The 23,391-nt window shown below is 39.0% G+C and carries 21 protein-coding genes and 1 pseudogene; 8 read left to right on the top strand and 14 right to left on the bottom strand.

Going from position 1 to position 23,391, the window contains the following annotated elements:
• Positions 1 to 3 precede the first annotated feature (3 nt).
• The 10 genes from H5161_RS15780 to gyrA form a co-directional block, all read right to left on the bottom strand.
• Entirely contained in the window at positions 4 to 378 is a 375-nt protein-coding gene (locus H5161_RS15780; protein WP_024595713.1) for a hypothetical protein, read from the bottom strand.
• A 93-nt stretch (positions 379 to 471) separates the two neighbouring features.
• Positions 472 to 1,176 (bottom strand): orotidine-5'-phosphate decarboxylase, encoded by a 705-nt coding sequence (gene pyrF, locus H5161_RS15785; protein ID WP_149602755.1) that lies wholly within the window; start codon positions 1,174 to 1,176, stop codon positions 472 to 474.
• Positions 1,177 to 1,220: 44 nt separating this feature from the next.
• On the bottom strand, positions 1,221 to 2,357 hold the full coding sequence (lapB, locus tag H5161_RS15790; protein WP_002961182.1) for a lipopolysaccharide assembly protein LapB: 1,137 nt from the start codon (positions 2,355 to 2,357) through the stop codon (positions 1,221 to 1,223).
• Between the two features lie 2 nt (positions 2,358 to 2,359).
• On the bottom strand, positions 2,360 to 2,641 hold the full coding sequence (locus H5161_RS15795) for a lipopolysaccharide assembly protein LapA domain-containing protein (RefSeq protein WP_039489780.1): 282 nt from the start codon (positions 2,639 to 2,641) through the stop codon (positions 2,360 to 2,362).
• A 21-nt stretch (positions 2,642 to 2,662) separates the two neighbouring features.
• Positions 2,663 to 2,950: an integration host factor subunit beta gene (gene ihfB / locus H5161_RS15800; RefSeq protein WP_002961178.1), complete on the bottom strand. Its 288-nt coding sequence runs from the start codon at positions 2,948 to 2,950 to the stop codon at positions 2,663 to 2,665.
• A gap of 67 nt (positions 2,951 to 3,017) precedes the next feature.
• Entirely contained in the window at positions 3,018 to 4,685 is a 1,668-nt protein-coding gene (gene rpsA / locus H5161_RS15805; protein WP_002961176.1) for a 30S ribosomal protein S1, read from the bottom strand.
• 95 nt (positions 4,686 to 4,780) lie between these two features.
• Positions 4,781 to 5,491: a (d)CMP kinase gene (cmk, locus tag H5161_RS15810; RefSeq protein ID WP_002961166.1), complete on the bottom strand. Its 711-nt coding sequence runs from the start codon at positions 5,489 to 5,491 to the stop codon at positions 4,781 to 4,783.
• A gap of 106 nt (positions 5,492 to 5,597) precedes the next feature.
• Positions 5,598 to 6,875: a 3-phosphoshikimate 1-carboxyvinyltransferase gene (gene aroA / locus H5161_RS15815; protein ID WP_182769652.1), complete on the bottom strand. Its 1,278-nt coding sequence runs from the start codon at positions 6,873 to 6,875 to the stop codon at positions 5,598 to 5,600.
• Positions 6,875 to 7,957, bottom strand: a complete 1,083-nt coding sequence (gene serC, locus H5161_RS15820; RefSeq protein WP_182769653.1) for a 3-phosphoserine/phosphohydroxythreonine transaminase — start codon at positions 7,955 to 7,957, stop codon at positions 6,875 to 6,877. Before serC ends, aroA begins: the two co-directional genes overlap by 1 nt.
• 158 nt (positions 7,958 to 8,115) lie before the next feature.
• The gene (gene gyrA, locus H5161_RS15825; RefSeq protein WP_002961163.1) at positions 8,116 to 10,815 is read right to left on the bottom strand and encodes a DNA topoisomerase (ATP-hydrolyzing) subunit A; all 2,700 of its coding nucleotides are present in this window, start codon (positions 10,813 to 10,815) and stop codon (positions 8,116 to 8,118) included.
• A gap of 176 nt (positions 10,816 to 10,991) precedes the next feature.
• Between gyrA and ubiG the strand changes: the two genes are divergently transcribed.
• The 5 genes from ubiG (at position 10,992) to yfaE (ending at position 16,541) form a co-directional block, all read left to right on the top strand.
• Positions 10,992 to 11,702 carry a bifunctional 2-polyprenyl-6-hydroxyphenol methylase/3-demethylubiquinol 3-O-methyltransferase UbiG gene (gene ubiG / locus H5161_RS15830; RefSeq protein WP_024597262.1) on the top strand — a complete coding sequence of 237 codons (711 nt, stop codon included), beginning with the start codon at positions 10,992 to 10,994 and terminating at the stop codon, positions 11,700 to 11,702.
• Positions 11,702 to 12,382, top strand: coding sequence for an HAD family hydrolase (locus tag H5161_RS15835; protein WP_182715356.1), 681 nt, complete (start codon positions 11,702 to 11,704; stop codon positions 12,380 to 12,382). Before ubiG ends, H5161_RS15835 begins: the two co-directional genes overlap by 1 nt.
• Before the next feature lie 408 nt (positions 12,383 to 12,790).
• The gene (nrdA, locus tag H5161_RS15840; RefSeq protein ID WP_002961160.1) at positions 12,791 to 15,073 is read left to right on the top strand and encodes a class 1a ribonucleoside-diphosphate reductase subunit alpha; all 2,283 of its coding nucleotides are present in this window, start codon (positions 12,791 to 12,793) and stop codon (positions 15,071 to 15,073) included.
• Between the two features lie 65 nt (positions 15,074 to 15,138).
• A complete protein-coding gene (nrdB, locus tag H5161_RS15845) occupies positions 15,139 to 16,269 on the top strand; it encodes a class Ia ribonucleoside-diphosphate reductase subunit beta (protein ID WP_002961159.1) in 1,131 nt (376 codons plus the stop codon).
• On the top strand, positions 16,269 to 16,541 hold the full coding sequence (yfaE, locus tag H5161_RS15850; protein WP_182769654.1) for a class I ribonucleotide reductase maintenance protein YfaE: 273 nt from the start codon (positions 16,269 to 16,271) through the stop codon (positions 16,539 to 16,541). The genes nrdB and yfaE overlap by 1 nt, the downstream gene beginning before the upstream one ends.
• Positions 16,542 to 16,576: 35 nt before the next feature.
• Here the strand turns inward: yfaE and H5161_RS15855 are convergent, their stop codons facing one another.
• Positions 16,577 to 17,164, bottom strand: coding sequence for a DUF1287 domain-containing protein (locus H5161_RS15855; RefSeq protein WP_182769655.1), 588 nt, complete (start codon positions 17,162 to 17,164; stop codon positions 16,577 to 16,579).
• A 27-nt stretch (positions 17,165 to 17,191) separates the two neighbouring features.
• On the bottom strand, positions 17,192 to 17,665 hold the full coding sequence (locus H5161_RS20185; protein ID WP_182720845.1) for a hypothetical protein: 474 nt from the start codon (positions 17,663 to 17,665) through the stop codon (positions 17,192 to 17,194).
• Positions 17,666 to 17,950: 285 nt separating this feature from the next.
• On the opposite strand from H5161_RS20185, the pseudogene H5161_RS20300 reads away from it, so the two are divergent.
• Positions 17,951 to 18,940 (top strand): annotated as a pseudogene (locus H5161_RS20300) (alpha/beta fold hydrolase).
• 137 nt (positions 18,941 to 19,077) lie between these two features.
• On the opposite strand, the gene H5161_RS15870 reads toward H5161_RS20300, so the two are convergent.
• Positions 19,078 to 19,506: a hypothetical protein gene (locus H5161_RS15870; protein ID WP_002961147.1), complete on the bottom strand. Its 429-nt coding sequence runs from the start codon at positions 19,504 to 19,506 to the stop codon at positions 19,078 to 19,080.
• A gap of 204 nt (positions 19,507 to 19,710) precedes the next feature.
• Positions 19,711 to 19,890: a hypothetical protein gene (locus H5161_RS15875; RefSeq protein WP_002961145.1), complete on the bottom strand. Its 180-nt coding sequence runs from the start codon at positions 19,888 to 19,890 to the stop codon at positions 19,711 to 19,713.
• A gap of 280 nt (positions 19,891 to 20,170) precedes the next feature.
• Here H5161_RS15875 and H5161_RS15880 point away from each other — a divergent pair, with 280 nt between their 5' ends.
• On the top strand, positions 20,171 to 20,560 hold the full coding sequence (locus H5161_RS15880; protein WP_182672598.1) for a YkgJ family cysteine cluster protein: 390 nt from the start codon (positions 20,171 to 20,173) through the stop codon (positions 20,558 to 20,560).
• Positions 20,561 to 20,775: 215 nt separating this feature from the next.
• Entirely contained in the window at positions 20,776 to 23,145 is a 2,370-nt protein-coding gene (locus tag H5161_RS15885; RefSeq protein WP_182715352.1) for a TonB-dependent receptor, read from the top strand.
• Positions 23,146 to 23,391 lie beyond the last annotated feature (246 nt).

The following is a 23,391-nucleotide window of genomic DNA, read 5'->3' on the forward strand; positions in this document are numbered from 1 at the left end:
TAATTAACCTAAAATATATTTATAAGGCAATGTACATTGCGTATATTGCCTTGAATAATCAAGCACTTCAACTTCCGACTCAAGATTGAGCGGCGCCAAACGAAAAACCTTTTTTTCACATTCTGTTTTTTTATCATCGAGCTTTGATATACATTCACTAACGCTTACATGCTGAGATATGAGTGTATCTTCATTTTTGTAACACAGATGGTGAGCATAATCTTGCATTGTTTTTTTAAAATCAAACATATCGACTGGGTACGTTGGAATTATATCTGTAACGGTTGTTACACCATCGTATGCTTTATTAGAAAAAACGTACTTATTTACTGAAAAACCCGCAATAACAATTACTATAGAACCAAAAAATAACTTCAAAACAAACCCCTACTACATTTTGATTTTATTAATGTAACATAAAACTCACATAAGGTAAGGGGTTTTAGCACTATATGACTGCTTATTGTTAAATTAAGCTATAGAGTTATTAACATCACTAAGCACTTTTACAGGATTATCTGCTTGAGTAATCGGTCTGCCTATAACTAAATAGTCACTTCCTGAATCTATAGCTTGCTTAGGTGTCATTATACGCTTTTGATCACCCGCATCACTCCCTTCAGGGCGTATACCAGGCGTAACAAGCTTAAAGCTATCACCTAACTCTGTTTTTAAAGCTTTTGCTTCTTGTGCAGAACACACAACACCATCAAGCCCAGCTTCCTTTGCAAGCTTAGCTAAATAAATAACTTGCTCTTGAGCTGATTTATCAACACCTAAACGCTTAAGCTCTGTTTCATCCATACTTGTTAACACAGTAACAGCGATAAGTAATGGCGCTTTGTCACCAAATTTCTCTAGAGCCGATTTAGCTTTGCTCATCATTTCAAAGCCACCAGAAGCATGAACGTTTACCATCCACACCCCCATTTTAGCAGCTGCAGTAACCGCTTTAGCTACTGTATTAGGAATATCATGAAACTTTAAATCTAAGAAAACATCAAAACCTAAATCAATTAACTCTTTAACAAATGCAGGTCCAAAATAGGTAAACATTTCTTTGCCGACCTTGAGACGGCAAGTATCAGGAGAAAGTTGTTTAACAAAGTTTAAAGCAACTTCTTGATCATCGTAATCTAATGCAATAAGAATTTTTTTTGAGTGTTCGAAAGACATAACTATCCTAGTGAATGGCAGTAAAGTTATAAATTATGGGGTTATTAAAATCCGTCTAAGCCTCGACTTGGAACAATGGTTTCCCAATGCTTACAAGAAGGGCAATTCCAATATATGGTGTAGCTTGTAAAACCACAATGCTGGCATTGAAAATCTGGTTTTGTAGCAATATAAGAGGTTACAAGCTTATCAATTTCGTTAAGTACTTCTTTAGTATTTTTATTTTGGTCACCCATTAATTGCAGTAAAAAACTAAAACCACGAATAGTAGGTTGACGTTTTAAGCTATCAGTTAAAAATTCAAAGGCTTGCTTGGTGTGACCTTGCTCAAGTAATGCTTGGCAATGCTTTATTTTAATTAATACTCCGCCCTTCTCTAACAAGTCACTGACTAACTCGTGAAATTGATGCGTCAGATTCAATTGTTTATAACTGTGTGCCAGCTCATCAATAAACAACGGAGCAAACAAGGTAAATTGAGAGACAAGTTCACGCCAGTAATAAATAGCTTTAACGTAATCTTCTTTTGCGTAAGCAACTAACCCTAACTCGTAAAGCGGACGCACGGCTTTATAATTTAAGCTAATCGCTTTTCTCATTAGTTGGGGTGTATTGTCACTTAAAGCTGACTCACAATAAAAATTAGCAATTGCTTTAAATTGCTGTTCTTTTGAAAATAGTTCGCTATGGGCTTCAAACATGTTGATGCCTTTTTCCCACTCACGGGTTTGCGAATATAAAGTGATAATAGGGTCCAGCGCTTCTACATGCCCTGCTTTAACTAGCCAAACTAAGTGCTCTTCCGCACTATCTAGTAGTCCGGCCATTATATAATCTTCGGCTAATTCTAAACGGCTAGTTGCAGCTTGTTGTTCATTTAAGCTTGGGTGTTTTAATAGAAGTTCGTGAATTTTTATTGCGCGGTCTAATTCACCTCTACGGCGAAACATGGTGGCAAGTGTAGAATAGTGTTCAACCGAATCGGCTGAAACTTCAAGTAAGTTGATTAAATGCTCTAAGCCTTGATCTTCTTCTCTATCGAGTAGAAATTTTAAGCCTTTGCTATATTCAGAAGTGATCTGACGATTAAGTTGATGAGCTTGGTTTTTAGCACTGTTTTTACCCATAATCCAACCGTAACCAGCGGCAACAGGTAATAGTAAAAACAAAAGCTCAATCATAGTTAGGTGTCTTTATTCGCGGCAAGCTTTTTTTTATCTTTTTCAGGCGCTAATTGCTTTTTTAAGCGGTAGTTTTGCCACTTTAATTGCGAAAACAATTTAAAGCTAATAAAACAACCAATCAAAACACCTAATAAAAAGCAGATACTTATTATTACAGCTAAAGGTAGCGTATTACTGGCTATAATGTAATTTACTTGTACTAACTGTGGGTTTTGTGACCCTAATACAAATGCACTGATAAGGCATAGTGCAACCAGAATAATTTTTAATACCTTGAACAAGTAACTACTCCACTAAGTTAACTAGGCAATGCTTTCATTCACGCGGTCGCGTAATTCTTTGCCTGGTTTGAAATGAGGTACATGCTTTCCTTCAAGCTCAACTGTATCGCCAGTCTTAGGATTACGACCTGTGCGAGGAGCGCGGAAATGCAAAGAGAAACTACCAAAACCTCTGATCTCAATACGATCTGAAGTAGATAATGAGCCGGCCATTTGTTCAAGAATTTCTTTTACAGCATTCTCAACATCTTTCACTGGAACGTGTGCGTGTTGTTCCGCAAGTATTTCTATCAATTCTGACTTAGTCATAGCGTTTCCTTAAAAAGAGATATAGGAAGGGCAAAAAATGCCCTTCCAACTAAAAACTAATTATATATTAGTCTTTTTGTGCATTTGCGAAAGCAGCTGCCATTGCGTTTTCAAACACTGGCTCTTCTTTCTTAAGCTTCTCTAGTACTTCTTTCTCTTCTGCTTCGAAAAGAGCTTTTACAGATAAGCTTAAAGTGCGGTTCTTACGATCAACACCAACGTATTTAACTTCAATCTCGTCGCCTACAGAAACAACAGTAGTTGCATCTTCAACGCGCTCTTGAGCGATATCAGCTACACGGATGTAACCTTCTACGCCTTCGATAAGTTCAACAGTTGCGCCTTTCGCATCAACTTCAGTCACTTTACCTTTAACAATAGCACCTTTTTTGTTTGCATCAAGGTAGTTATTGAATGGGTCAGCTTCGATTTGCTTAACACCTAGAGAGATACGTTCACGCTCTGGGTCAACTTGCAATACGATAGCAGTGATTTCGTCGCCTTTCTTGAATTCACGTACAGCTTCTTCGCCAGGTGTATTCCAAGAAATGTCTGAAAGGTGTACAAGACCGTCAATACCACCGTCAAGACCGATAAAGATACCGAAGTCAGTGATTGATTTGATCTTACCAGTAACTTGATCGCCTTTGTTTTGTAGACGAGCAAATTCCTGCCAAGGATTAGCAATACATTGCTTAAGACCAAGAGAAATACGACGACGTTCTTCGTCAATTTCTAAAACCATAACTTCAACAGTGTCGCCAAGGCTTACAACTTTTGAAGGATGGATGTTCTTGTTAGTCCAATCCATTTCAGAAACGTGTACTAAACCTTCAACGCCTTCTTCGATTTCCACGAAACAGCCGTAATCTGTAAGGTTAGTAACACGACCAGAAAGTTTAGAACCTTCTGGGTAACGACCAGCGATAGCTGCCCATGGATCTTCACCAAGCTGTTTAAGGCCTAGAGAAACACGAGTTTTATCTTTGTCGAATTTTAGAACTTTAACTGCGATTTCGTCGCCAACATTAACGATTTCTGAAGGGTGCTTAACACGCTTCCAAGCCATATCAGTAATGTGTAGTAGACCATCAACACCACCAAGGTCAACGAATGCACCGTAGTCAGTAAGGTTCTTAACGATACCTTTAACTTCTTGGCCTTCAACAAGGTTAGCAAGAAGCTCTTCACGTTCTTGTGAGTTTTCAGATTCGATAACTGCACGACGTGAAACAACAACGTTGTTACGTTTTTGGTCAAGCTTGATTACTTTAAATTCAAGCTCTTTGCCTTCAAGGTGAGTTGTGTCACGTACTGGACGAACATCAACAAGTGAACCAGGTAGGAAAGCACGGATTGAATCAACTTCAACTGTGAAACCGCCTTTAACTTTACCGTTGATAACACCAGTAACAGTCTCTTGCTCTTCACATGCTTTCTCAAGACGGATCCATGCTTCGTGACGCTTAGCTTTCTCACGAGAAAGGATAGTTTCACCGAAACCGTCTTCAATTGCATCTAGTGCAACATCTACTTCGTCGCCTACAGCAACTTCTAGTTCACCAGCAGCATTTTTGAACTGCTCTGCAGGGATAGCACTTTCTGATTTAAGACCAGCATCTACAAGTACAATGTTATTCTCGATAGAGATTACTGTACCTTTAACGATAGAGCCTTGCTCTGCTTCAAAACCCTTTAAGCTTTCTTCAAATAACTGCGCAAAATTTTCTGACATACGAATATACGTCTCATATATTAATACCAATAAGCAACCATGCTGCATGGGGTTGTTAAAATAGCACTGGCATCCTGCTGGCGCATAAAATGTGTTTAGCTTCGTTTAGGAAGCTTACCTTCAGAGATAGCAATATCCAATAAAGTTATTACCTTATCAAACACTTGCTGTGCATTAAGATCGCTAGTATCGATCTCAATAGCATCCTCTGCAGGTACAAGCGGAGCAACGGTGCGATTCATATCGCGCTCGTCACGAGCTTGAATGTCCTGTAATAGACCACTTAGTGTAACATCAAGGCCGCGCGTATTCAACTCAACAAAGCGTCTACGAGCACGCTCTTGTGCACTGGCTGTTAAATATATTTTTAACGGCGCATCTTGAAAAACCACAGTGCCCATATCACGGCCATCGGCAATTAAGCCATTTTCAGTGCGAAATGCACGCTGGCGACGTAATAACGCTTCACGAACGCGAGGTAATGCTGCAACTTTTGAAGCCGCAGCGCCTACTTCTTCATTACGAATAGTAGTGGTTACATCTTCGCCTTCTAAAATAACTTTTCCTGCATTAGTTTGACTATCTACCAAAAACTGCACATCTAAATTTGCAGCAAGCGGGACAAGCCCTTCTTCATTGTCTAATGCAATTTGGTGATGAAGTGCAGCTAAAGATAAAACACGATAAATCGCACCGCTATCTAATACATCCCACCCTAACTTGTCGGCTAACAAGCGACAAACAGTTCCTTTACCTGAACCACTTGGGCCATCAACGGTGATCACGGGCATTAATAACGCCTGCATTTAAAACCTCCTGCAATGCACACCTAAATAAACCGCGACATTATACGTCAGTTATTAAAATATATCTGCTATTAGTGTGTAACTTTTGTAATTACTTCTAATTAGCTTATTCACTGACTGACGCTAAAACATTGAAAAATGTAGGAAATGTTTTATAGGTACACTTTGGATCATTAATTGTTATTGGCTTTCCACCAATGGCAACCATTGCAAAACACATGGCTATACGGTGATCGTCGTAAGTATCAACAGCAACATCATTAAATGTTTCAGGTGGGGTGATCTCTATAAAATCTTCACCTTCTACAACCTGTGCGCCTACTTTACGAAGCTCAGTTGCCATTGCATATAAACGGTCTGTCTCTTTTACTCGCCAGTTATAAATGTTACGAATGGCTGTTGGGCCTTTGGCAAAAAGAGCAACAGTTGCAAGAGTCATGGCTGCATCAGGAATTGCATTGGCGTCAATATCCACGCCTTTTAGTTCGCCTTTGCGAACAACTAAACGCTCATCATACCAATCAATTTTTGCGCCTACTTGCTCCATTACTTTGGCAAAGCCTATATCACCTTGCACCGACTTGGCACCCACGCCCTTAATTTCAATCTCACCGCCTGCAATTGCAGCCGCAGCAACAAAGTAAGAGGCAGAAGATGCATCGCCTTCAACCATTATGCGATCTAATGATTGATACTGTTGACCACCTTTAACTTTAAAAGTTGCATAATCACTGTGCTCAACATTAACTCCAAAACGTGCCATTACATCAAGTGTAATATCAATATAAGGTTTAGAGACTAAAGTACCTTTAATAGTTATTGTTGTATCACCGTTAAATAATGGCGCTGCCATTAATAGAGCGGTTAAAAATTGACTTGAAATACTGCCGTCAATTTCAACCTCACCGCCTTTTATTTGGCCACCGACAATTTTAAGTGGTGGGTAGTCTTTGTGCTTTATATAAGTAACATCACCACCCAATGCTTGCAGCGCGTCAACCAAGTGCCCTATCGGGCGCTCTTCCATACGTGGCTCGCCTATTAGCTCGTATTCACCAGCAACGCCAGCAAGTACTGCCGTTAAAGGTCTATAAGCAGTACCCGCATTACCTAAAAACAATGGCTCAGTCGGTGTATTAAACACACCACTAACCCCCTCTACGGTGGCTACAGTGCGGTCATCATTTAAAGTTACATTTACACCTAATAACTTTAAGGCGCCCAGCATATGGCGTATATCGTCACTATCAAGTAAGTTTTCTACAACGGTAGTACCGCTTGCAAGTGCTGCTAATAATAAAATTCTGTTCGATAGACTCTTTGAACCTGGTAGGGTTACTGTGCCATTTACTCTAGAAATAGGTTCTAAACGAAGCTGCTCCATTAGCTGTGCTCCTTTGCAAAAGCAGCCATAAAGTCTACAAGTGCTTGAACACCTTCAATAGGCATTGCGTTATAAATACTTGCGCGCATACCACCCACAATTCTGTGGCCTTCAAGAGCGAGTAACCCTGCATCTTTAGACTGAGCAACAAACTTATCATTTAAGCTTTCATCATTAAGCCAAAACGGAACATTCATACGTGAACGGCAATGTTTAGCTACTTTATTGGTATAAAAGCTCGATTCATCAATAAAGTCATAAAGTAGCTGCGCTTTAGCAATATTTTGAACTTCCATCGCTTTTACGCCACCATTACTTTCAAGCCATTGAAATACTTCAGCAGCTAAATACCAAGCAAATGTGGGAGGCGTGTTAAACATGCTGCCTTGTTTTGCTTCTAATGCGTAATCTAAAATGCCTGGCTTAGGTAAGCCTTCACGCTCAAATAATGTTTTACGAACAATAACGATTGATATGCCCGACGGGCCGATATTTTTTTGCGCACCAGCGTAAATTAAATCAAATTTATTAACGTCTATTTCGCGTGATAAAATAGTTGACGACATATCAGCAACGATCGGTGCAGTTGGGTGGCTTGGTACATCAAAAATTTCTAAGCCGTCAACCGTTTCGTTAGGGCAATAGTGAATGTAAGATGCATCTTCTGGTAACACCCAATCAGCAACCTGTTTAATAGAAAACTCGCCATTGGCATCATTACGCACATCAATAGAGGTTGCTTGAGTAAACTTGTTGGCCTCGTCTGTTGCACTTTTTGACCACACGCCGTTTTCGCAATAAACCGCAGCTTTGCCTTCTTGGTGTAAATTTAATGGCACAGCACTAAACTGACCACGACCACCACCATGCATAAACAGCACTTCAAATTCATCACTGATATTCATTAGGCGACGAAGGCTGGCTTCACATTTAGCTGTAAGGGCTAAAAACTCTTTGCTACGATGGCTTATTTCCATCACAGACACACCTAAATCTTGCCAATCTAGAAACTCTTTTTGTGCTTTTTTCATAACCGCTTGCGGAAGCATAGCTGGCCCCGCACAAAAATTATATTTACTCATTACCTTTGCCTCATTCCAGTAATTTAACTACTAAGCATGAATGCTCAATACCCACCCACTAAACCTTTGAGTTTTAGTGAATGAATATAACTTCACACCCTATTAATTTTTTTCAACAACATTAAAAAAAGCGGCCAAGGCCGCTTTTTCAATATCAATTATTCTGAAGGAGGATTATCATCCGCTACTTCATCAATAACCGTATCTACAGTTTCAACGTCTTCAATATCAATCAAGTCACTTTCTGTAACTTCAATCTCTTCTATACGTTGTAAACCAACTACTTGCTCTTCGTCAATAGTTCTGATCAAAATAACACCTTGGGTGTTACGTCCAACCGTAGAAACTTCATTAACGCGAGTACGTACTAAGGTACCACGATTTGAAATAATCATGATTTCGTCGTTATCATCAACTTGTACAGCGCCAACAACAGCACCGTTACGCTCACTCACCTTGATAGATACAACACCCTGTGTTGCACGGCTCTTAGATGGGTAATCTTCTAGTTGTGTACGCTTACCGTAACCATTTTCAGTTACCGTTAAAATAGCACCGTCAGTTTTTGGTACAATTAACGATACTACGCGTTGATCATCGGCCATTTTAATACCACGAACACCTGTAGCAGTACGACCCATTGGGCGAACGCCTTTGAAACGAATCTCAGGGTTACCTTCTTCGTCTAATACTGGGTTACCGTTTTCATCAACAACTGTTGTTTCTTCAGCTTCTTTAAAGCGTACAACTTTACCTGCATCAGTGAACAACATAATTTCGTTGCTACCATCGGTAATATCAACCCCAATCAGGCTATCGCCATCATTTAAGTTAACAGCAATAATACCGCTTGCACGTTGACGACTGTAAGCCGTTAATGGTGTTTTCTTAACTGTACCAAATGCTGTTGCCATAAAGATGTATTTATCTTCTGCGTACTCGCGTACTGGCAATATAGCAGTAATACGTTCATCAGCTTCAAGTGGTAACAAGTTAACAATTGGCTTACCGCGCGCTGCACGACTCGCTAGTGGTAACTGATATACTTTAAGCCAATATAAACGACCGGCCGTAGAGAAACACAATATAGTATCGTGTGTATTTGCAACTAATAGACGCTCGATGAAATCTTCATCTTTCATCTTCGTTGCTGACTTACCTTTACCACCACGACGCTGTGCTTCGTAATCAGACAATGCCTGATACTTCACATAACCTTCGTGAGAAAGCGTTACGACTACGTTTTCTTCGGTAATTAAGTCTTCAAGGCTGATATCGTGAGCAGCTGCATTAATTTCAGTGCGACGCTCATCACCATATTGCTCTTTAATTTCAACTAGCTCGTCACGAATAACTTCCATCAAACGCTCAGGAGTTGCCAAAATATAAAGTAGTTCAGCAATTAATTCTAATAACGCTTGGTATTCGGTCAAGATTTTTTCGTGTTCAAGACCTGTTAGCTTATGTAAACGCAAATCAAGAATTGCTTGAGCTTGTTGCTCAGAGATATAATATTGACCATCGCGAATACCAAGTTCGCTCGCTAACCAATCTGGACGAGCAACATTGTCTTCACCTGCTTTTTCAAGCATACCTTGTACATTACCTAATTCCCACGGACGCGCTGTTAAAGCAATTTTAGCTTCAGCGGGTGTAGGGGATTTACGAATAAGTTCGATAATTGGGTCAATGTTCGCAAGCGCAATCGCTAAGCCTTCAAGCGTGTGTGCACGGTCACGGGCTTTGCGTAAATCAAATACTGTACGACGAGTTACTACTTCACGACGGTGAATAATAAACTCTTCTAACATTTCTTTTAAATTGAAACATTTAGGTTGGTTATTAATTAGCGCAACCATATTCATACCAAACACAGTTTGTAACTGAGTTTGTGAATACAAGTTGTTTAAAATAACTTCGCCTACGTCACCACGTTTGATTTCAATAACGATACGCATACCGTCTTTATCTGATTCATCACGTAGCGCACTAATACCTTCAATTTTCTTATCTTTAACCAGCTCAGCAATTTTTTCAATTAAACGAGCTTTATTAACTTGATAAGGAATTTCGTGAACGATGATTGTTTCACGGCCTGTTTTTTCATCGGTTTCGATGTCGGCGCGTGCACGCATGTACACTTTACCACGGCCAGTTAAGTAGGCTTGTTCAATACCCTTCTTACCGTTGATAATTGCAGCCGTTGGGAAATCAGGACCAGGAATATAATCCATTAACTCTAAAATAGTTAAATCTGGATTTTGAATAAGTGCCAAACAACCATTTACAACTTCAGTTAAGTTATGTGGTGGTATATTTGTAGCCATACCTACTGCAATACCTGACGAACCATTCACTAATAAATTAGGAACTTTCGTTGGTAAAACATCAGGGATGAACTCAGTGCCATCGTAGTTAGGAACGAAATCAACCGTTTCTTTTTCAAGATCGGCTAATAACTCATGCGACATTTTAGCCATACGTACTTCTGTATAACGCATTGCCGCTGCTGAATCACCATCAACCGAACCGAAGTTACCTTGGCCATCTACTAGCATATAACGCAGTGAGAATGGCTGAGCCATACGAACTATCGTGTCATAAACTGCACTGTCGCCGTGTGGGTGGTATTTACCGATTACGTCACCGACCACACGGGCCGATTTTTTGTAAGGCTTGTTCCAGTCATTACTAAGCTCGTTCATTGCAAACAAAACGCGGCGATGAACAGGTTTTAAGCCGTCACGTACGTCTGGTAATGCACGTCCTACAATTACGCTCATTGCGTAATCTAAGTAGGAGTTTTTTAACTCGTCTTCAATATTGACTGGCAGAATTTCATTGGCGAGATCAGTCATTTGATATCACATTCCTTCAGTATCAGCTCTCAACAACCCGGTATTGGGTATTAAGAGTATTGTTATTATTTCTAACAGCCATGCTATCACAATTAATTTTAATTTACAGGCGCAAAACTTTGCGATTTATCAATTTAGCCCTATATAATGGCCTCAGATTGACGAGGAAGTATTTTATGACCGAACATCAAAATGTAGATCACGCAGAAATAGCAAAATTTGAAGCCATCGCCGAGCGTTGGTGGGACCTAGACGGAGAATTCAAACCTCTTCACGAAATTAACCCGTTACGTTTAGACTTTATAGCAAACAAAACGCAAGGCTTATTCGATAAAGAAACACTCGATGTTGGCTGTGGTGGCGGTATTTTAAGCCAAAGCATGGCGCGCATGGGCGCAAAAGTAACTGGCATCGATATGGGGCAAGAGCCTTTAACTGTTGCTAAGTTGCACAGTTTAGAAACTGGCGTAAATGTAGATTACATAAAAGTGCCAGCAGAAGAGTTTGCATCGCAACACCCAGAGCGCTTTGATGTAATAACCTGTATGGAAATGCTTGAGCACGTTCCCGACCCAGCATCTATCATTCATGCCGTAGCTGCACTTGCCAAACCAGGCGCAGACGTGTTTTTTTCAACCCTGAACAAAACACCTAAAGCATATTTATACGCTATTGTTGGTGCTGAAAAGCTTTTAAAAATGGTGCCTGAAGGTACACACGACCATAAAAAGTTTATAAAACCTGCACAGCTTATTACATGGGCAGAGCAAGCGGGTTTAAAAGTTCGTGCAAGTACAGGCCTTTCTTATAACCCACTATCAAAGCAATATACGCTCAATAGTGACGTTAGCGTAAATTACATACTGTACTTCGAGAAGTTAGCTTAATGGCTAACTCTCAAGCCCCCCTCCCCCTTATTGAGTACGATGCATTTTTATTTGATTTAGACGGCACTCTACTCGACACCGCTGATGATTTAGGTGCGGCTTTAAATGCAGTTCTCATTAATAATAAAATAGAGCCTGTTAGTAGTGATGTATACCGTCCTGCGGCATCTAACGGCGCAGGCGCATTATTAGAGGCTGGTTTTAAAGAGTTATGGGACACACAACCTCAAAGCGAGCTTATTAAGCAATTAGTTGACGAATACGCTGCAAACATAGCAAATCACACACATTGCTTCAGCGGTGTTGAATCGTTGCTTATTGCCCTTGATCAGAAAAAGATCAAATGGGGGATCATGACTAACAAACCAGGGTTTTTAACTGATCCTTTAGTGGCAGCAATTCCCGCATTGAAAAATGCTAGTGTAGTAATAAGTGGCGACACCTTAGCTGAAGCTAAGCCATCCCCTTTACCGCTGCTACACTGTGCAAAGCTTATGGGAGTGCAACCAAAACGCTGTTTGTACATTGGTGATGCACAGCGAGACATACAAGCAGGCAAAGCCGCAGGTATGCGCACAGCAACGGCACTTTGGGGTTACATACCAAGTATTGATGAAGCCAACAGCTGGAATGCTGATTTTAACTGGCAAAGCCCAATTGATGGTTTTAACCATATATAGTGCCATGTTAATTAATAAACACTATATATTGTGATTGTGTTAGTTTTTACGCAAAGCTTGCTGATAAAAAAAGCAGTCAAAATTTATTTTTAAAATGCGTAAATTTAGCAGATCATTAGTTGATTTTTGCATATTTCAACTTAAATGATTGTTCGAAGGTGAGTATCTACTAACACAAATACGTTATCCCGAAGTTATCCACAAATAGGGGCAATTATGTCCCTTGCAAAACAACTCAGACCACACTATCTTGTGATCTCTAAATTGAACAACACCAGATATTGTGGCCAAATGTTATTCAATTAAATTCGCAAATATGGCGAAACTTATAATAAATGAGTATATACCTTGCCCCGGCGAGGTATAAAGCATTGGTCAAAATACATAATTCCCAAGGAATACAGGCAAATGAACCAACAGTTATCTGTAAGCAAACGTGACGGGCGTAAAGAGCCTCTTGATCTGGATAAGATCCATCGCGTTATTGAGTGGGCCGCCGAAGGTTTAAATAACGTTTCGGTTTCGCAAGTTGAATTAAAGTCGCACATTCAGTTTTACGACGGTATTCGTACTAAAGACATTCACGAAACCATCATTAAAGCAGCAGCGGATCAGATTTCAAAAGAATCGCCTGATTACCAATACTTAGCTGCACGTTTAGCTGTATTCCATTTACGTAAAAAAGCGTACGGTCAATTTGAGCCACCACGTTTATTTGACCACGTAACAAAAATGGTTGGCGATAAACGCTATGATGCTCATTTACTAGTAGATTACACAGAGCAAGAGTTAGATGAGCTTGATGCATACCTTGATCATTCTCGCGATCTTAACTTTAGCTACGCTGCTGTAAAGCAACTTGAAGGTAAGTATCTCGTTCAAAACCGTGTATCGGGTGAAATATACGAAAGTGCACAGTTTTTATATATTTTAGTTGCAGCAAGCTTATTTTCAGATTACCCACGTGAAACACGTACTGATTACATTAAACGTTTTTACGATGCAGTATCTTTATTTAAAATATCTCTACCAACGCCAATTATGTCGGGTGTACGTACGCCTACTCGCCAGTTTAGCTCATGTGTATTGATTGAATGTGGCGACAGCCTTGATTCAATCAATGCAACGTCGTCAGCTATTGTTAAATACGTTTCACAACGTGCGGGAATTGGTATTAATGCAGGTAGAATACGTGCGCTAGGTAGCCATATTCGTAACGGCGAAGCGTATCACACAGGTTGTATCCCTTTTTATAAGCACTTTCAAACAGCGGTTAAAAGTTGTTCACAAGGTGGTGTACGTGGCGGCGCAGCAACATTATTCTACCCGCTTTGGCATTTAGAAGTAGAGAACCTACTTGTACTTAAAAATAACCGTGGTGTAGACGACAACCGCGTTCGCCACCTAGATTACGGCGTACAGTTTAATAAATTAATGTACTCTCGTTTAATTAAAGACGACTACATTACGTTATTTAGCCCATCAGATGTGCCTGGCCTTTATGATGCATTTTTTGAAGACCAAGCTGAGTTTGACGCACTTTACGTTAAATACGAACAAGACGAGTCTATTCGTAAAAAACGCATTAAAGCCATTGAGCTTTTCTCAATGTTTGCGCAAGAGCGTGCAAGTACTGGTCGTATTTATTTACAAAATGTGGATCACTGTAATACACACAGCCCATTTATTTCTAAAGTTGCGCCAATTCGCCAATCTAACTTATGTTTAGAAATTGCATTGCCAACTAAGCCACTTAATAACGTAAATGACGAAGAAGGCGAAATCGCCCTTTGTACACTTTCTGCGTTTAACCTAGGTGCAATAGAGTCACTTGATGAGCTTGAAGAGCTAGCTGAACTTGCAGTACGCGCACTTGATAACTTACTTGATTTCCAAGACTACCCTGTACCGGCTGCTAAAAATGCAACTATGGGTCGTCGTACACTAGGAATAGGCGTAATTAACTACGCATACTACCTAGCTAAAAACGGTAAGCGTTATTCTGATGGCAGCGCTAATGCATTAACGCATAAAACCTTTGAAGCTATTCAATATTACTTAATGAAAGCATCAAACGAGCTTGCTAAAGAACGTGGCGCATGTCCTAAGTTTAACGAGACAACGTATTCACAAGGTATTATGCCAACAGATACGTACAAACGTGATTTAGATAAAATTTGTGATGAGCCACTTCATCTTGATTGGGATACACTACGTGCAAGTATTAAAGAGCACGGTATGCGTAACTCAACACTAAGTGCATTAATGCCATCAGAAACATCGTCGCAAATCTCTAACGCAACTAACGGTATTGAGCCACCACGTGGACATATTAGCGTTAAAGCAAGTAAAGACGGTATTTTAAAACAAGTTGTTCCTGAGTATGAGCGTTTAAAAGATCAGTACGAGCTACTATGGGACATTCCATCAAACGATGGTTATCTACAACTTGTTGGCATAATGCAAAAATTTGTTGACCAAACAATTTCTGCAAATACAAATTATGATCCAAACAAGTTCGAAGGCGGTAAAGTACCTATGCAAGTCTTATTAAAAGACTTACTAAGCGCGTACAAACTAGGTGTTAAAACCTTGTATTACCACAATACTCGCGACGGCGCCTCAGATTCACAAGAAGATGCTCCAGAAGTGGAAGATGACGATTGTGAAGGCGGCGCGTGTAAAATATAACTGCTGATTTTTATTTTAAGCGGGCATTTAGCCCGCTTTTTCTGATAGTTTTTTGAGTGATAAACATGTCTTATACTACTTTTAGCCGAAACCATAATAACCAAATGCAAGAGCCAATGTTTTTTGGCCAAACTGTAAACGTATCTCGTTACGACCAACAAAAATACCCAATTTTTGAAAAGTTAATTGAAAAGCAACTGTCTTTCTTTTGGCGTCCTGAGGAAGTAGATGTAAGTAAAGACCGTTTAGACTTTCAAGCATTACCAGATCACGAAAAGCATATATTTTTAAGCAACTTAAAATACCAAACACTGCTTGATAGTGTACAAGGACGTTCGCCAAACGTGGCTCTACTTCCAATTGTATCGCTACCAGAGCTTGAAACATGGATAGAAACGTGGGCGTTCAGTGAAACAATTCACAGCCGCTCATACACGCATATTATCCGTAACGTAACACAAGCACCTGAGCTTATTTTTGATGACATTGTTAGCAACGATAAAATTAGCGAACGTGCTGATGCCGTAACTAAATACTACGATGACTTAATTAACTCTGTATCGCTTTACAACTTATACGGTGAAGGCAAACACGAGATTAACGGTAAAACAGTTATCATTAATTTATTTGAGCTTAAAAAGAAACTTTACCTGGCTATGATGTCGGTAAATATTCTTGAAGCGATTCGCTTTTACGTAAGTTTTGCATGTTCGTTTGCATTTGCTGAGCGCGAGCTAATGGAAGGTAACGCTAAAATCATCAAGCTAATTGCACGCGATGAAGCACTTCACCTTTCTGGTACTCAGCATATTTTAAACATTATGCAAGACGGTAAGGACGATCCAGAAATGGCGATTGTTGCTGCCCAGTGCCGCGACGAAGCGATTAAAATGTTTGTTGATGCTGCAGAGCAAGAAAAAGAGTGGGCTGAGTATTTATTTAAAGATGGTTCAATGATTGGCTTAAATAAGCATATTTTATGTCAGTACGTTGAATACATTACCAATGCACGTATGACTGCGATTGGCTTGCCAGCACAGTTTGAAAATAACAGTAACCCTATCCCGTGGATAAACTCGTGGTTAGTGTCTGATAACGTGCAAGTAGCACCACAAGAAGCAGAAATAAGCTCATACCTTGTTGGTCAAATAGACTCTCAAGTTGATGCATCAGAATTTGGTGATTTTGATTTATAATGAGTGACAAGTCTACTGCAAGCATAACGCTTGCAGAAAACAGCCAGTGTATAGAATTTATCGCTGGCTGCCCTTCTCTTCTACACTGCTTAGAATCCATGAAAATAGAAGTCGCATTCCAATGCCGTGAAGGCTATTGCGGCGCTTGTAGAGCAACGTTAGTGTCAGGCAGTGTTGAGTATAACGAAGAGCCACTTGCGTTTGTACGCGAAGGCGAAATATTGTTGTGCTGCTGTAAACCCAATGGCAATGTAAGTATTGCTCTGAAATAAAAATCAATACTTACATCCATCGTTTATTAAACTTATCAATAGTGTGGAACGAACCGGTAATGTCCGGTAATTTTATAATCAAAAAGCATATCGCTTTTTTGCGGACCACGCCCTATATTATGCACAATAAGTGGGTTACCCGTATCTTGAGATAACTCATTAATCACCATACCTATATGAGGTAAATTACCTGGTAACATCCACGTTACTATATCGCCGGTTTTATAATCACTCACTTTGTTGGATTTACTCAATACGTTTGCATGGCGCTCAAAGTAAGCTTGTAAATTTGGAACACGTCGGTGATCTATATTTTTATCAGGCTTAGTTAAGCCCCAAATACGTTTAGATGGATACAGCGAAAAGTTTTTTTGCATGTCTTCATGCACGAGCTTCTGTAAATCAACACCTAACTTTCTGTAGCTTCTAATTATTACATCGGTGCACACACCTATATTTTTAGGTACATCCCCACCAGGGTAGTCAATAGAGCGATAAGCGCCGTCGTAAGTCACATCATGAGTTGTACGCTCAAGTAAAGCTGAAACAATATCTTCTTCAAACGATGCTGCATTACTATTTATACACGCTAAAGTAAGTAAACACCCAATAATTCTGTACATATAAACTCCTTTAAATCTAAAATTGAGTTACAGCGTTTGGGCTACGTGCCTAAGCACGTCTATTTTATTGCCTTTACTTGCAAATTGCGTATCCAGCGCATATGCCATTTTTTCAAGCGGAGCGTCGTTATATCCTACATGTTGGATTTCGCTAATGTAACGCATCATAAACGCGTCAGGACCAAGTTTAAGCCACTGCGCTACATGCACAAGCTCATGAAAATGAACCCTCAAATCTTTTGCAACCTCAGGAAGTAGGTAATAGGTATTTTTATACGTTATACCCGCCGCGTCCATATCGACAAAATCACCTAGACCCATTTCTCGCAGACCCGCAAAGTCAGGTTTTGGTATTTTATCAACAACAACGTAAAAGGCATTTTTTAAAAATTCGACAGGATAAAACCCTGCAAACTCACTAGCAAATTTCTCACAGCTAATTCTTTGGGTTTTATATTTAATATTTGTTGCATCAATCCATTGTTCTATTTGTTCGAGCACGTCCTTTCTCCAAAATACTAGCTTAACGCTGTACACATTCTGTAAGCTAACAAATTAATAATAACAAAAGTAAATTAACGAATCTCTTTTTTAAATTACAAAAAGCTGCTAAAAAACCACTTACCCTCTAATCAACTATATATTTGGTAATGTGCTTTAAAAACACAGGTATTGTTACTGTGTCCTTATTAGTAATAACTTGTAATTATTAACTGAATGCAATTGTGTAAATAACGGGTCTGGTAAATTAATAAAACGTCATTACCAAAAATAACGAGTTTACTTATGCACCCAGATATACAAAAAATTCTTAAAGTAAAACCTGCTCACATCGTCTCATTTATTGTGTTTTTATTAGTTTCAATATCTACGTTTACCGCTCAAGTATATGCCGCTGATGCTGTATGGCCTTCAAAAACCACTTACAAATATGCAAATGTAAATGGTAAAAAGATATTTTACCGAGAAGCTGGCGCGCAGCATAAGCAAACCATTGTACTTTTACATGGGTATCCGTCGTCTTCACACAGCTACCGAGAATTCATCCCACTCTTATCAGGTCGTTATCATGTGATTGCACCTGATTATTTAGGCTCTGGTTATAGCGCACGCCCAAACCCAAAAACTCAAAAATATACTTTTTAATTTCTAGCTCAATACGTTGAAGGATTACTAACAACACTTAAAGTAAAGCACTACAGCCTTTATATACAGGACTTTGGAGCTCCTGTGGGCTTTAGAATGTTGTTAAATAACCCAAATAAACTTGATGCACTTATTGTACAAAATGGTAATGCGTATTTAGAGGGGCTAACCCTACCGAGGCAAGCTTTTTTTAAAGCCGCGAATGAGGACAAATCACAAGCGCAGAGTGATAAAATTTATTCGTTCACGTCTAATAAAGCCATTATTAATAAGCAATATTTACGAGACGTACAAAGTAACCCAGAAGTAATGAGCCCTAATAGCTGGACGCACGATCTTCACTTTTTACAAACTAAATCCGATAGAGTAATTCAAGTACAATTGCTACAAGATTACTACAATAACCTTCTCGACTACCCTAAATGGCAAGCTTATTTACGCAAGTACCAACCAGTAACATTAATTGTATGGGGTAAAAACGACCCTGCGTTTATAGCCGCAGGCGCTAAAGCATATTTAAAAGATGTACCGAACACTGAAATACATTTACTCGATTCAGGACACTTTAGTGTTGAAGAAAAACCAGTTGAGATTGCAAAGTACATTGTGAACTTTATGGATAAGCTATAAATAGCGGAAATAAAAAACGCTGAGGGTATAAACCATCAGCGTTTCATTAAATTGTACTAACTTAAGCTAAATCCAAAGAAATAGTATTTAATATGGGTAACTGTCAGATCAAGTCTGAGCTAGTAAATTTTAAGTATTTAACCTTCTTCTTCAATAAGTGACTCTAGTAGATCGTGTATTTCAGCTTTAAGCTCTTTATCTTCAATTTTATTAGCACTAACCTTAGCATTTTGAAGATTTTTAATAGCCTCGTCTTTTTGACCAAGTTCTAGCTGCAGTGTAGCCATTGAAAAAGAAACTGATGACATGTGATCTTTGTTATTAATCGCAACAGACTTTTCTAATGCTTTTTCATAAGTCGTGATTGCCTCTTCTAGCTCTTCGGTAAAATCAGCCAAAGTTTCCCATTGTACTGGGTGATCTTTTGAGGTATTTTCGTTTTCAATACAAATCGCTTTTAATTGAGCAAATAAAGATTCAAATTTTTCTCGGTTATTTTTGTTAGCCGCCGCCATTAAATCTTCTGCTAGGTCATGTACCGCTTTATATATTTTTGTATTCATCATCACTGGTTATCCTTTAGTGCAACTAAACTAAACTAATTTACTGACTCAATTTAGCTAAAATGTATCATTACAGTCATTATAAAATGTATTTAAACAACTGATTTATTTAATTTGGTGTATAGCGTAATAATACATTAATAATGAACATCGCGTAGGCGTTAAACACACTGTAATTAAACTTTATCGCAATTACTCTTAGTAACCTCACACACTGAATAAACTTGCAACCCAATCCAACGTAAAGATGGTCGTAAACACTTTAAGTGCAATGACAACTATAAATAATAAGATGATTGCCGCTTTGGCTTTGCTACTTTTGAGGTTGTTCCAATATAATAACTTTGCATTAAATTCTGTTTTTAACTTAGTAACAGCTTCTTTCATAATTACATCCTACTTAGGGATCCCGCTCAGCAACATTTAATAACTACACAGCTGCCCAAGCAGGTTTCATAATATTTTTCGCCACCTTAGAGTAAAGCATTAAATAAAGCCTGTACTATATAAAATGTAACAAGGGGTTTTAACTTAAGTTATTGTATCTAAATTTTTTACACACCCAAAAAGCAAACACTGGGGCAATTCAGTAGAGCGTTAATAATAAATTTGGTGCTACACTAATAGCTAACTTAAATGTGTTAACAGCCAACTAAATTAGCAAATTATGAAAGAGTGCAACCAGTGTGGTAAATGCTGTATTAAATATGGTGGCGGCGACTTAAGCGCAACGAAAGAAGAAATAGATTTATGGGAGCTCTTTAACCCCGAAATTTATGAGTACGTTAAAAACAACGAAATTTGGTTTGACCCAAAAACAGGCTTAAGACTTCAAGTGTGCCCATTTTTAGAAATTGCGCCTAAAAAGGAGCCTCTCGCTAAAAATATGTATACCTGCAGTATTTACCTTGACCGTCCAGAAGACTGCCGCCACTACCCTAGCCTTATTTCAGAGATGATCCGCGACGAATGCGAAATGATTGAATCTATAGATATAACAAACCAGACAAGAGCGCAGCATAAACTAGATTTTATAATGATAGATAGCCGCTCTTAAATACCCAGATAAACCTACAGCGCTATGAGTCTCGCACTTAAATAAATAGGTATTTCTATTAACATACCTATTATTATAATTTTTATAAAATTGGTTTAATCGTCATTTTTAGATCATTCATCGCAAAATACAAAGTTATACTATAACATTGTTGATTCACTGATTTTGCGGTGTTATATTATATCACAACATAATAACCGCGAACCAATATATCCATGACAAAGTTAACATTAATCTCCTCTGCTATTTTTTCTGTTTTATGTTCTCAATCAGCTTTGGCTGCCACTGTTACTGGCAAAGTAATGGATGATAAAAATCAACCAATTAAAAATGCCTCAATTCATGTGCATGGTAAAAACCAAAGCGTTAAAAGTAATGATTTAGGCGAATTTGCTATAGAAATCGATGCAAATAGCCAATTACATATTAGTAAAGACAACTACGTAGACTCTCGTATTGCTGTTAGCGAATCTTCAAACAACCTGTCTGTATCGCTTAAACCAACATCAGTTGAGACAGTGGTTGTTTATGCCTCTGCACTTCATAAAAATAGCCTCGAGATGATATCGCCAGTAAGCGTGCTCTCAGGTGATGAATTAAGAAATAAATCTAAACCAACTCTTGGTGAAACGCTAAAAGGTTTACCAGGCGTAAATGCAAGTTACTTTGGCCCTGTATCATCAAGCCCAATTATTCGTGGTTTAGATGGCCCTCGCGTTAAAATCACACAAAACGGATTAGATGCCAGCGATGCATCACGTATTGGCCCAGACCATGCGACATCAAGCGATAGCCTAGCAGCAGAACAAATTGAAGTATTACGTGGCCCAAGTACCCTACTTTATGGCTCTGGTGCAATTGGCGGTGTTGTAAACGTGGTTGATAACCGCATTCCTACAGACAATATCGACGAGCTTACGGGTGCTGCTGAATACAGCCACGATACAGTGTCAAACTCAAACACAGTAGCTGCAAAACTAGAAACAGGTAATGAAGGCTTTAACTTTCATTTTGATGGCACTAAGCGCAGTGGCGATGATTACCAAACACCTACCTTCACTATTGCCGACGATGATGGCGATGTAGAAACAGAGAATTCTGTAGAAAATACTTTTATTGATAGCGAAACACTTAACTTTGGTACTAGCTATGTTGGCGATCATTTAACGATTGGTTTTTCGTACGGTAGCATTGATACCGATTACGGTATTCCTGGGCATGAGCATCATCACGATCACGAAGGTGAAACTGAAGAAGAGCATGCAGAACATGAAGACGAAGCAGCTGAAGAGCCGGTTTATGCACATTTAGAGCAAGATCGCTGGCAAGGGCTTGTAAGTTACGCCCTTCATAATAACTGGATTGAAACCATCAACCTACGTGTTGGCTACACAGATTACTCGCACAGCGAAATTGAAGATGGCGAAATTGGTACTACTTTTAAAAATAAAACGACTGAAGCACGTTTAAATGTAGAGCATAAGTTTGCTGATTGGCACGGAATGATGGGCTATCACTACAGCGATTCTGACTACGATGCAATTGGTGAAGAAGCCTTTACACCCGCAAGTGTAACTACAACTAACGCATTATATTTACTAGAAGAGCGTGAATTTGGCGACATTACAATTGAACTTGGCGCACGTGTTGAAGATTACAAAATTGAAAGCCAAATCACGGCACACGAGCATAGCCACGATGAAGTAGAAATAGATCACAGCGACGAAGAAACCATTGGGTATAATGAAAGTTTTACCAATTTAAGTGCCTCTGCTGGTGCCATTTGGCAATACAAGCCGGGTCATAGTATCGCTACGAGTATTTCTCATTCAGAACGAGCACCACTTTCGGCAGAGCTTTTATCTAACGGTTTACACATTGCAACTGGCACTTACGAGCTAGGCCTTGGTTACAATATTGAAGATAATGAAGCGCATTTTGAGCCAGAAAATATCAAGCAGGAAACTTCAACAAACTTAGATTTAAGCTTTAGACGCTTTAGCGGTGATTTTGGTTACACCGTTAACTTTTTCTATAACGATATCAAAAACTTTTATTTTCAAGAAAATACGGGGTTAGTTTACGATGAAGAAGATGGTTTAGAATCAGCTATTGGTGCACATGACGATGCTGTTGCGGTTTATCAATTTACAAGTAAAGACGCAGAGCTTTATGGAATTGAGTTTGACGCGCATTACCAAGTAACACCAAGCGCTATGGTTAAAGTATTTGGTGACTCAACTCGTGCAAAACTAAAAGACGACGAAGGTAATTTACCACGTATCCCTGCCAATAAATTAGGCTCTGAGTTACAGTACGATTTAGGTGACTTACAACTAACATTAACGGGTACTCATTACTTTGATCAAAACGATGTAACTGCCTTTGAAACTCAAACTGATGGCTATACGTTATTTGATGCACAAGCTAATTACCAATTAGGTTTAGGCAGTGTCGATGCACAGCTGTATATAAACGTTGATAACATTACTGATGAGTTAGGTTTTGTACATAGCTCATTTATTAAAGATAAAGCCCCACTACCAGGCAGAAACTTCCGCTTTGGTGTTCGTGGCTATTTTTAATAATTAAAAGTAGTTTTAGTTTATAAACCGCATTTTATTAATGCGGTTTTTTTATTTTTAGAATATATAATATCGATCGGCAATAATACTTGATCAATTCAAGGGATTAAACTTTGCGCTAACTGCGTAAAAAATTATGATATACGACTGCATGGATGCAAAAGGTAGAGCAATGCAGGAGCAATTAGTGATAACAATTAGTTAAAAAAGTTTTTGCCTTGTTATCAACCCTATTTTCTTAGCGCA

Origin of the sequence: Pseudoalteromonas sp. SG43-5, assembly GCF_014164345.1 — a bacterium.
Classification (GTDB): domain Bacteria; phylum Pseudomonadota; class Gammaproteobacteria; order Enterobacterales; family Alteromonadaceae; genus Pseudoalteromonas; species Pseudoalteromonas distincta.

Excerpts from the sequence above, each read along its gene's own strand:
- pyrF (WP_149602755.1), bottom strand. The coding sequence starts at position 1,176 with ATGTCTTTCGAACACTCAAAAAAAATTCTTATTGCATTAGATTACGAT.
- lapB (WP_002961182.1), bottom strand. The coding sequence starts at position 2,357 with ATGATTGAGCTTTTGTTTTTACTATTACCTGTTGCCGCTGGTTACGGT.
- ihfB (WP_002961178.1), bottom strand. The coding sequence starts at position 2,950 with ATGACTAAGTCAGAATTGATAGAAATACTTGCGGAACAACACGCACAC.
- rpsA (WP_002961176.1), bottom strand. The coding sequence starts at position 4,685 with ATGTCAGAAAATTTTGCGCAGTTATTTGAAGAAAGCTTAAAGGGTTTT.
- cmk (WP_002961166.1), bottom strand. The coding sequence starts at position 5,491 with ATGCAGGCGTTATTAATGCCCGTGATCACCGTTGATGGCCCAAGTGGT.
- aroA (WP_182769652.1), bottom strand. The coding sequence starts at position 6,875 with ATGGAGCAGCTTCGTTTAGAACCTATTTCTAGAGTAAATGGCACAGTA.
- serC (WP_182769653.1), bottom strand. The coding sequence starts at position 7,957 with ATGAGTAAATATAATTTTTGTGCGGGGCCAGCTATGCTTCCGCAAGCG.
- gyrA (WP_002961163.1), bottom strand. The coding sequence starts at position 10,815 with ATGACTGATCTCGCCAATGAAATTCTGCCAGTCAATATTGAAGACGAG.
- ubiG (WP_024597262.1), top strand. The coding sequence starts at position 10,992 with ATGACCGAACATCAAAATGTAGATCACGCAGAAATAGCAAAATTTGAA.
- H5161_RS15835 (WP_182715356.1), top strand. The coding sequence starts at position 11,702 with ATGGCTAACTCTCAAGCCCCCCTCCCCCTTATTGAGTACGATGCATTT.
- nrdA (WP_002961160.1), top strand. The coding sequence starts at position 12,791 with ATGAACCAACAGTTATCTGTAAGCAAACGTGACGGGCGTAAAGAGCCT.
- nrdB (WP_002961159.1), top strand. The coding sequence starts at position 15,139 with ATGTCTTATACTACTTTTAGCCGAAACCATAATAACCAAATGCAAGAG.
- yfaE (WP_182769654.1), top strand. The coding sequence starts at position 16,269 with ATGAGTGACAAGTCTACTGCAAGCATAACGCTTGCAGAAAACAGCCAG.
- H5161_RS15855 (WP_182769655.1), bottom strand. The coding sequence starts at position 17,164 with ATGTACAGAATTATTGGGTGTTTACTTACTTTAGCGTGTATAAATAGT.
- H5161_RS15870 (WP_002961147.1), bottom strand. The coding sequence starts at position 19,506 with ATGATGAATACAAAAATATATAAAGCGGTACATGACCTAGCAGAAGAT.
- H5161_RS15875 (WP_002961145.1), bottom strand. The coding sequence starts at position 19,890 with ATGAAAGAAGCTGTTACTAAGTTAAAAACAGAATTTAATGCAAAGTTA.
- H5161_RS15880 (WP_182672598.1), top strand. The coding sequence starts at position 20,171 with ATGAAAGAGTGCAACCAGTGTGGTAAATGCTGTATTAAATATGGTGGC.
- H5161_RS15885 (WP_182715352.1), top strand. The coding sequence starts at position 20,776 with ATGACAAAGTTAACATTAATCTCCTCTGCTATTTTTTCTGTTTTATGT.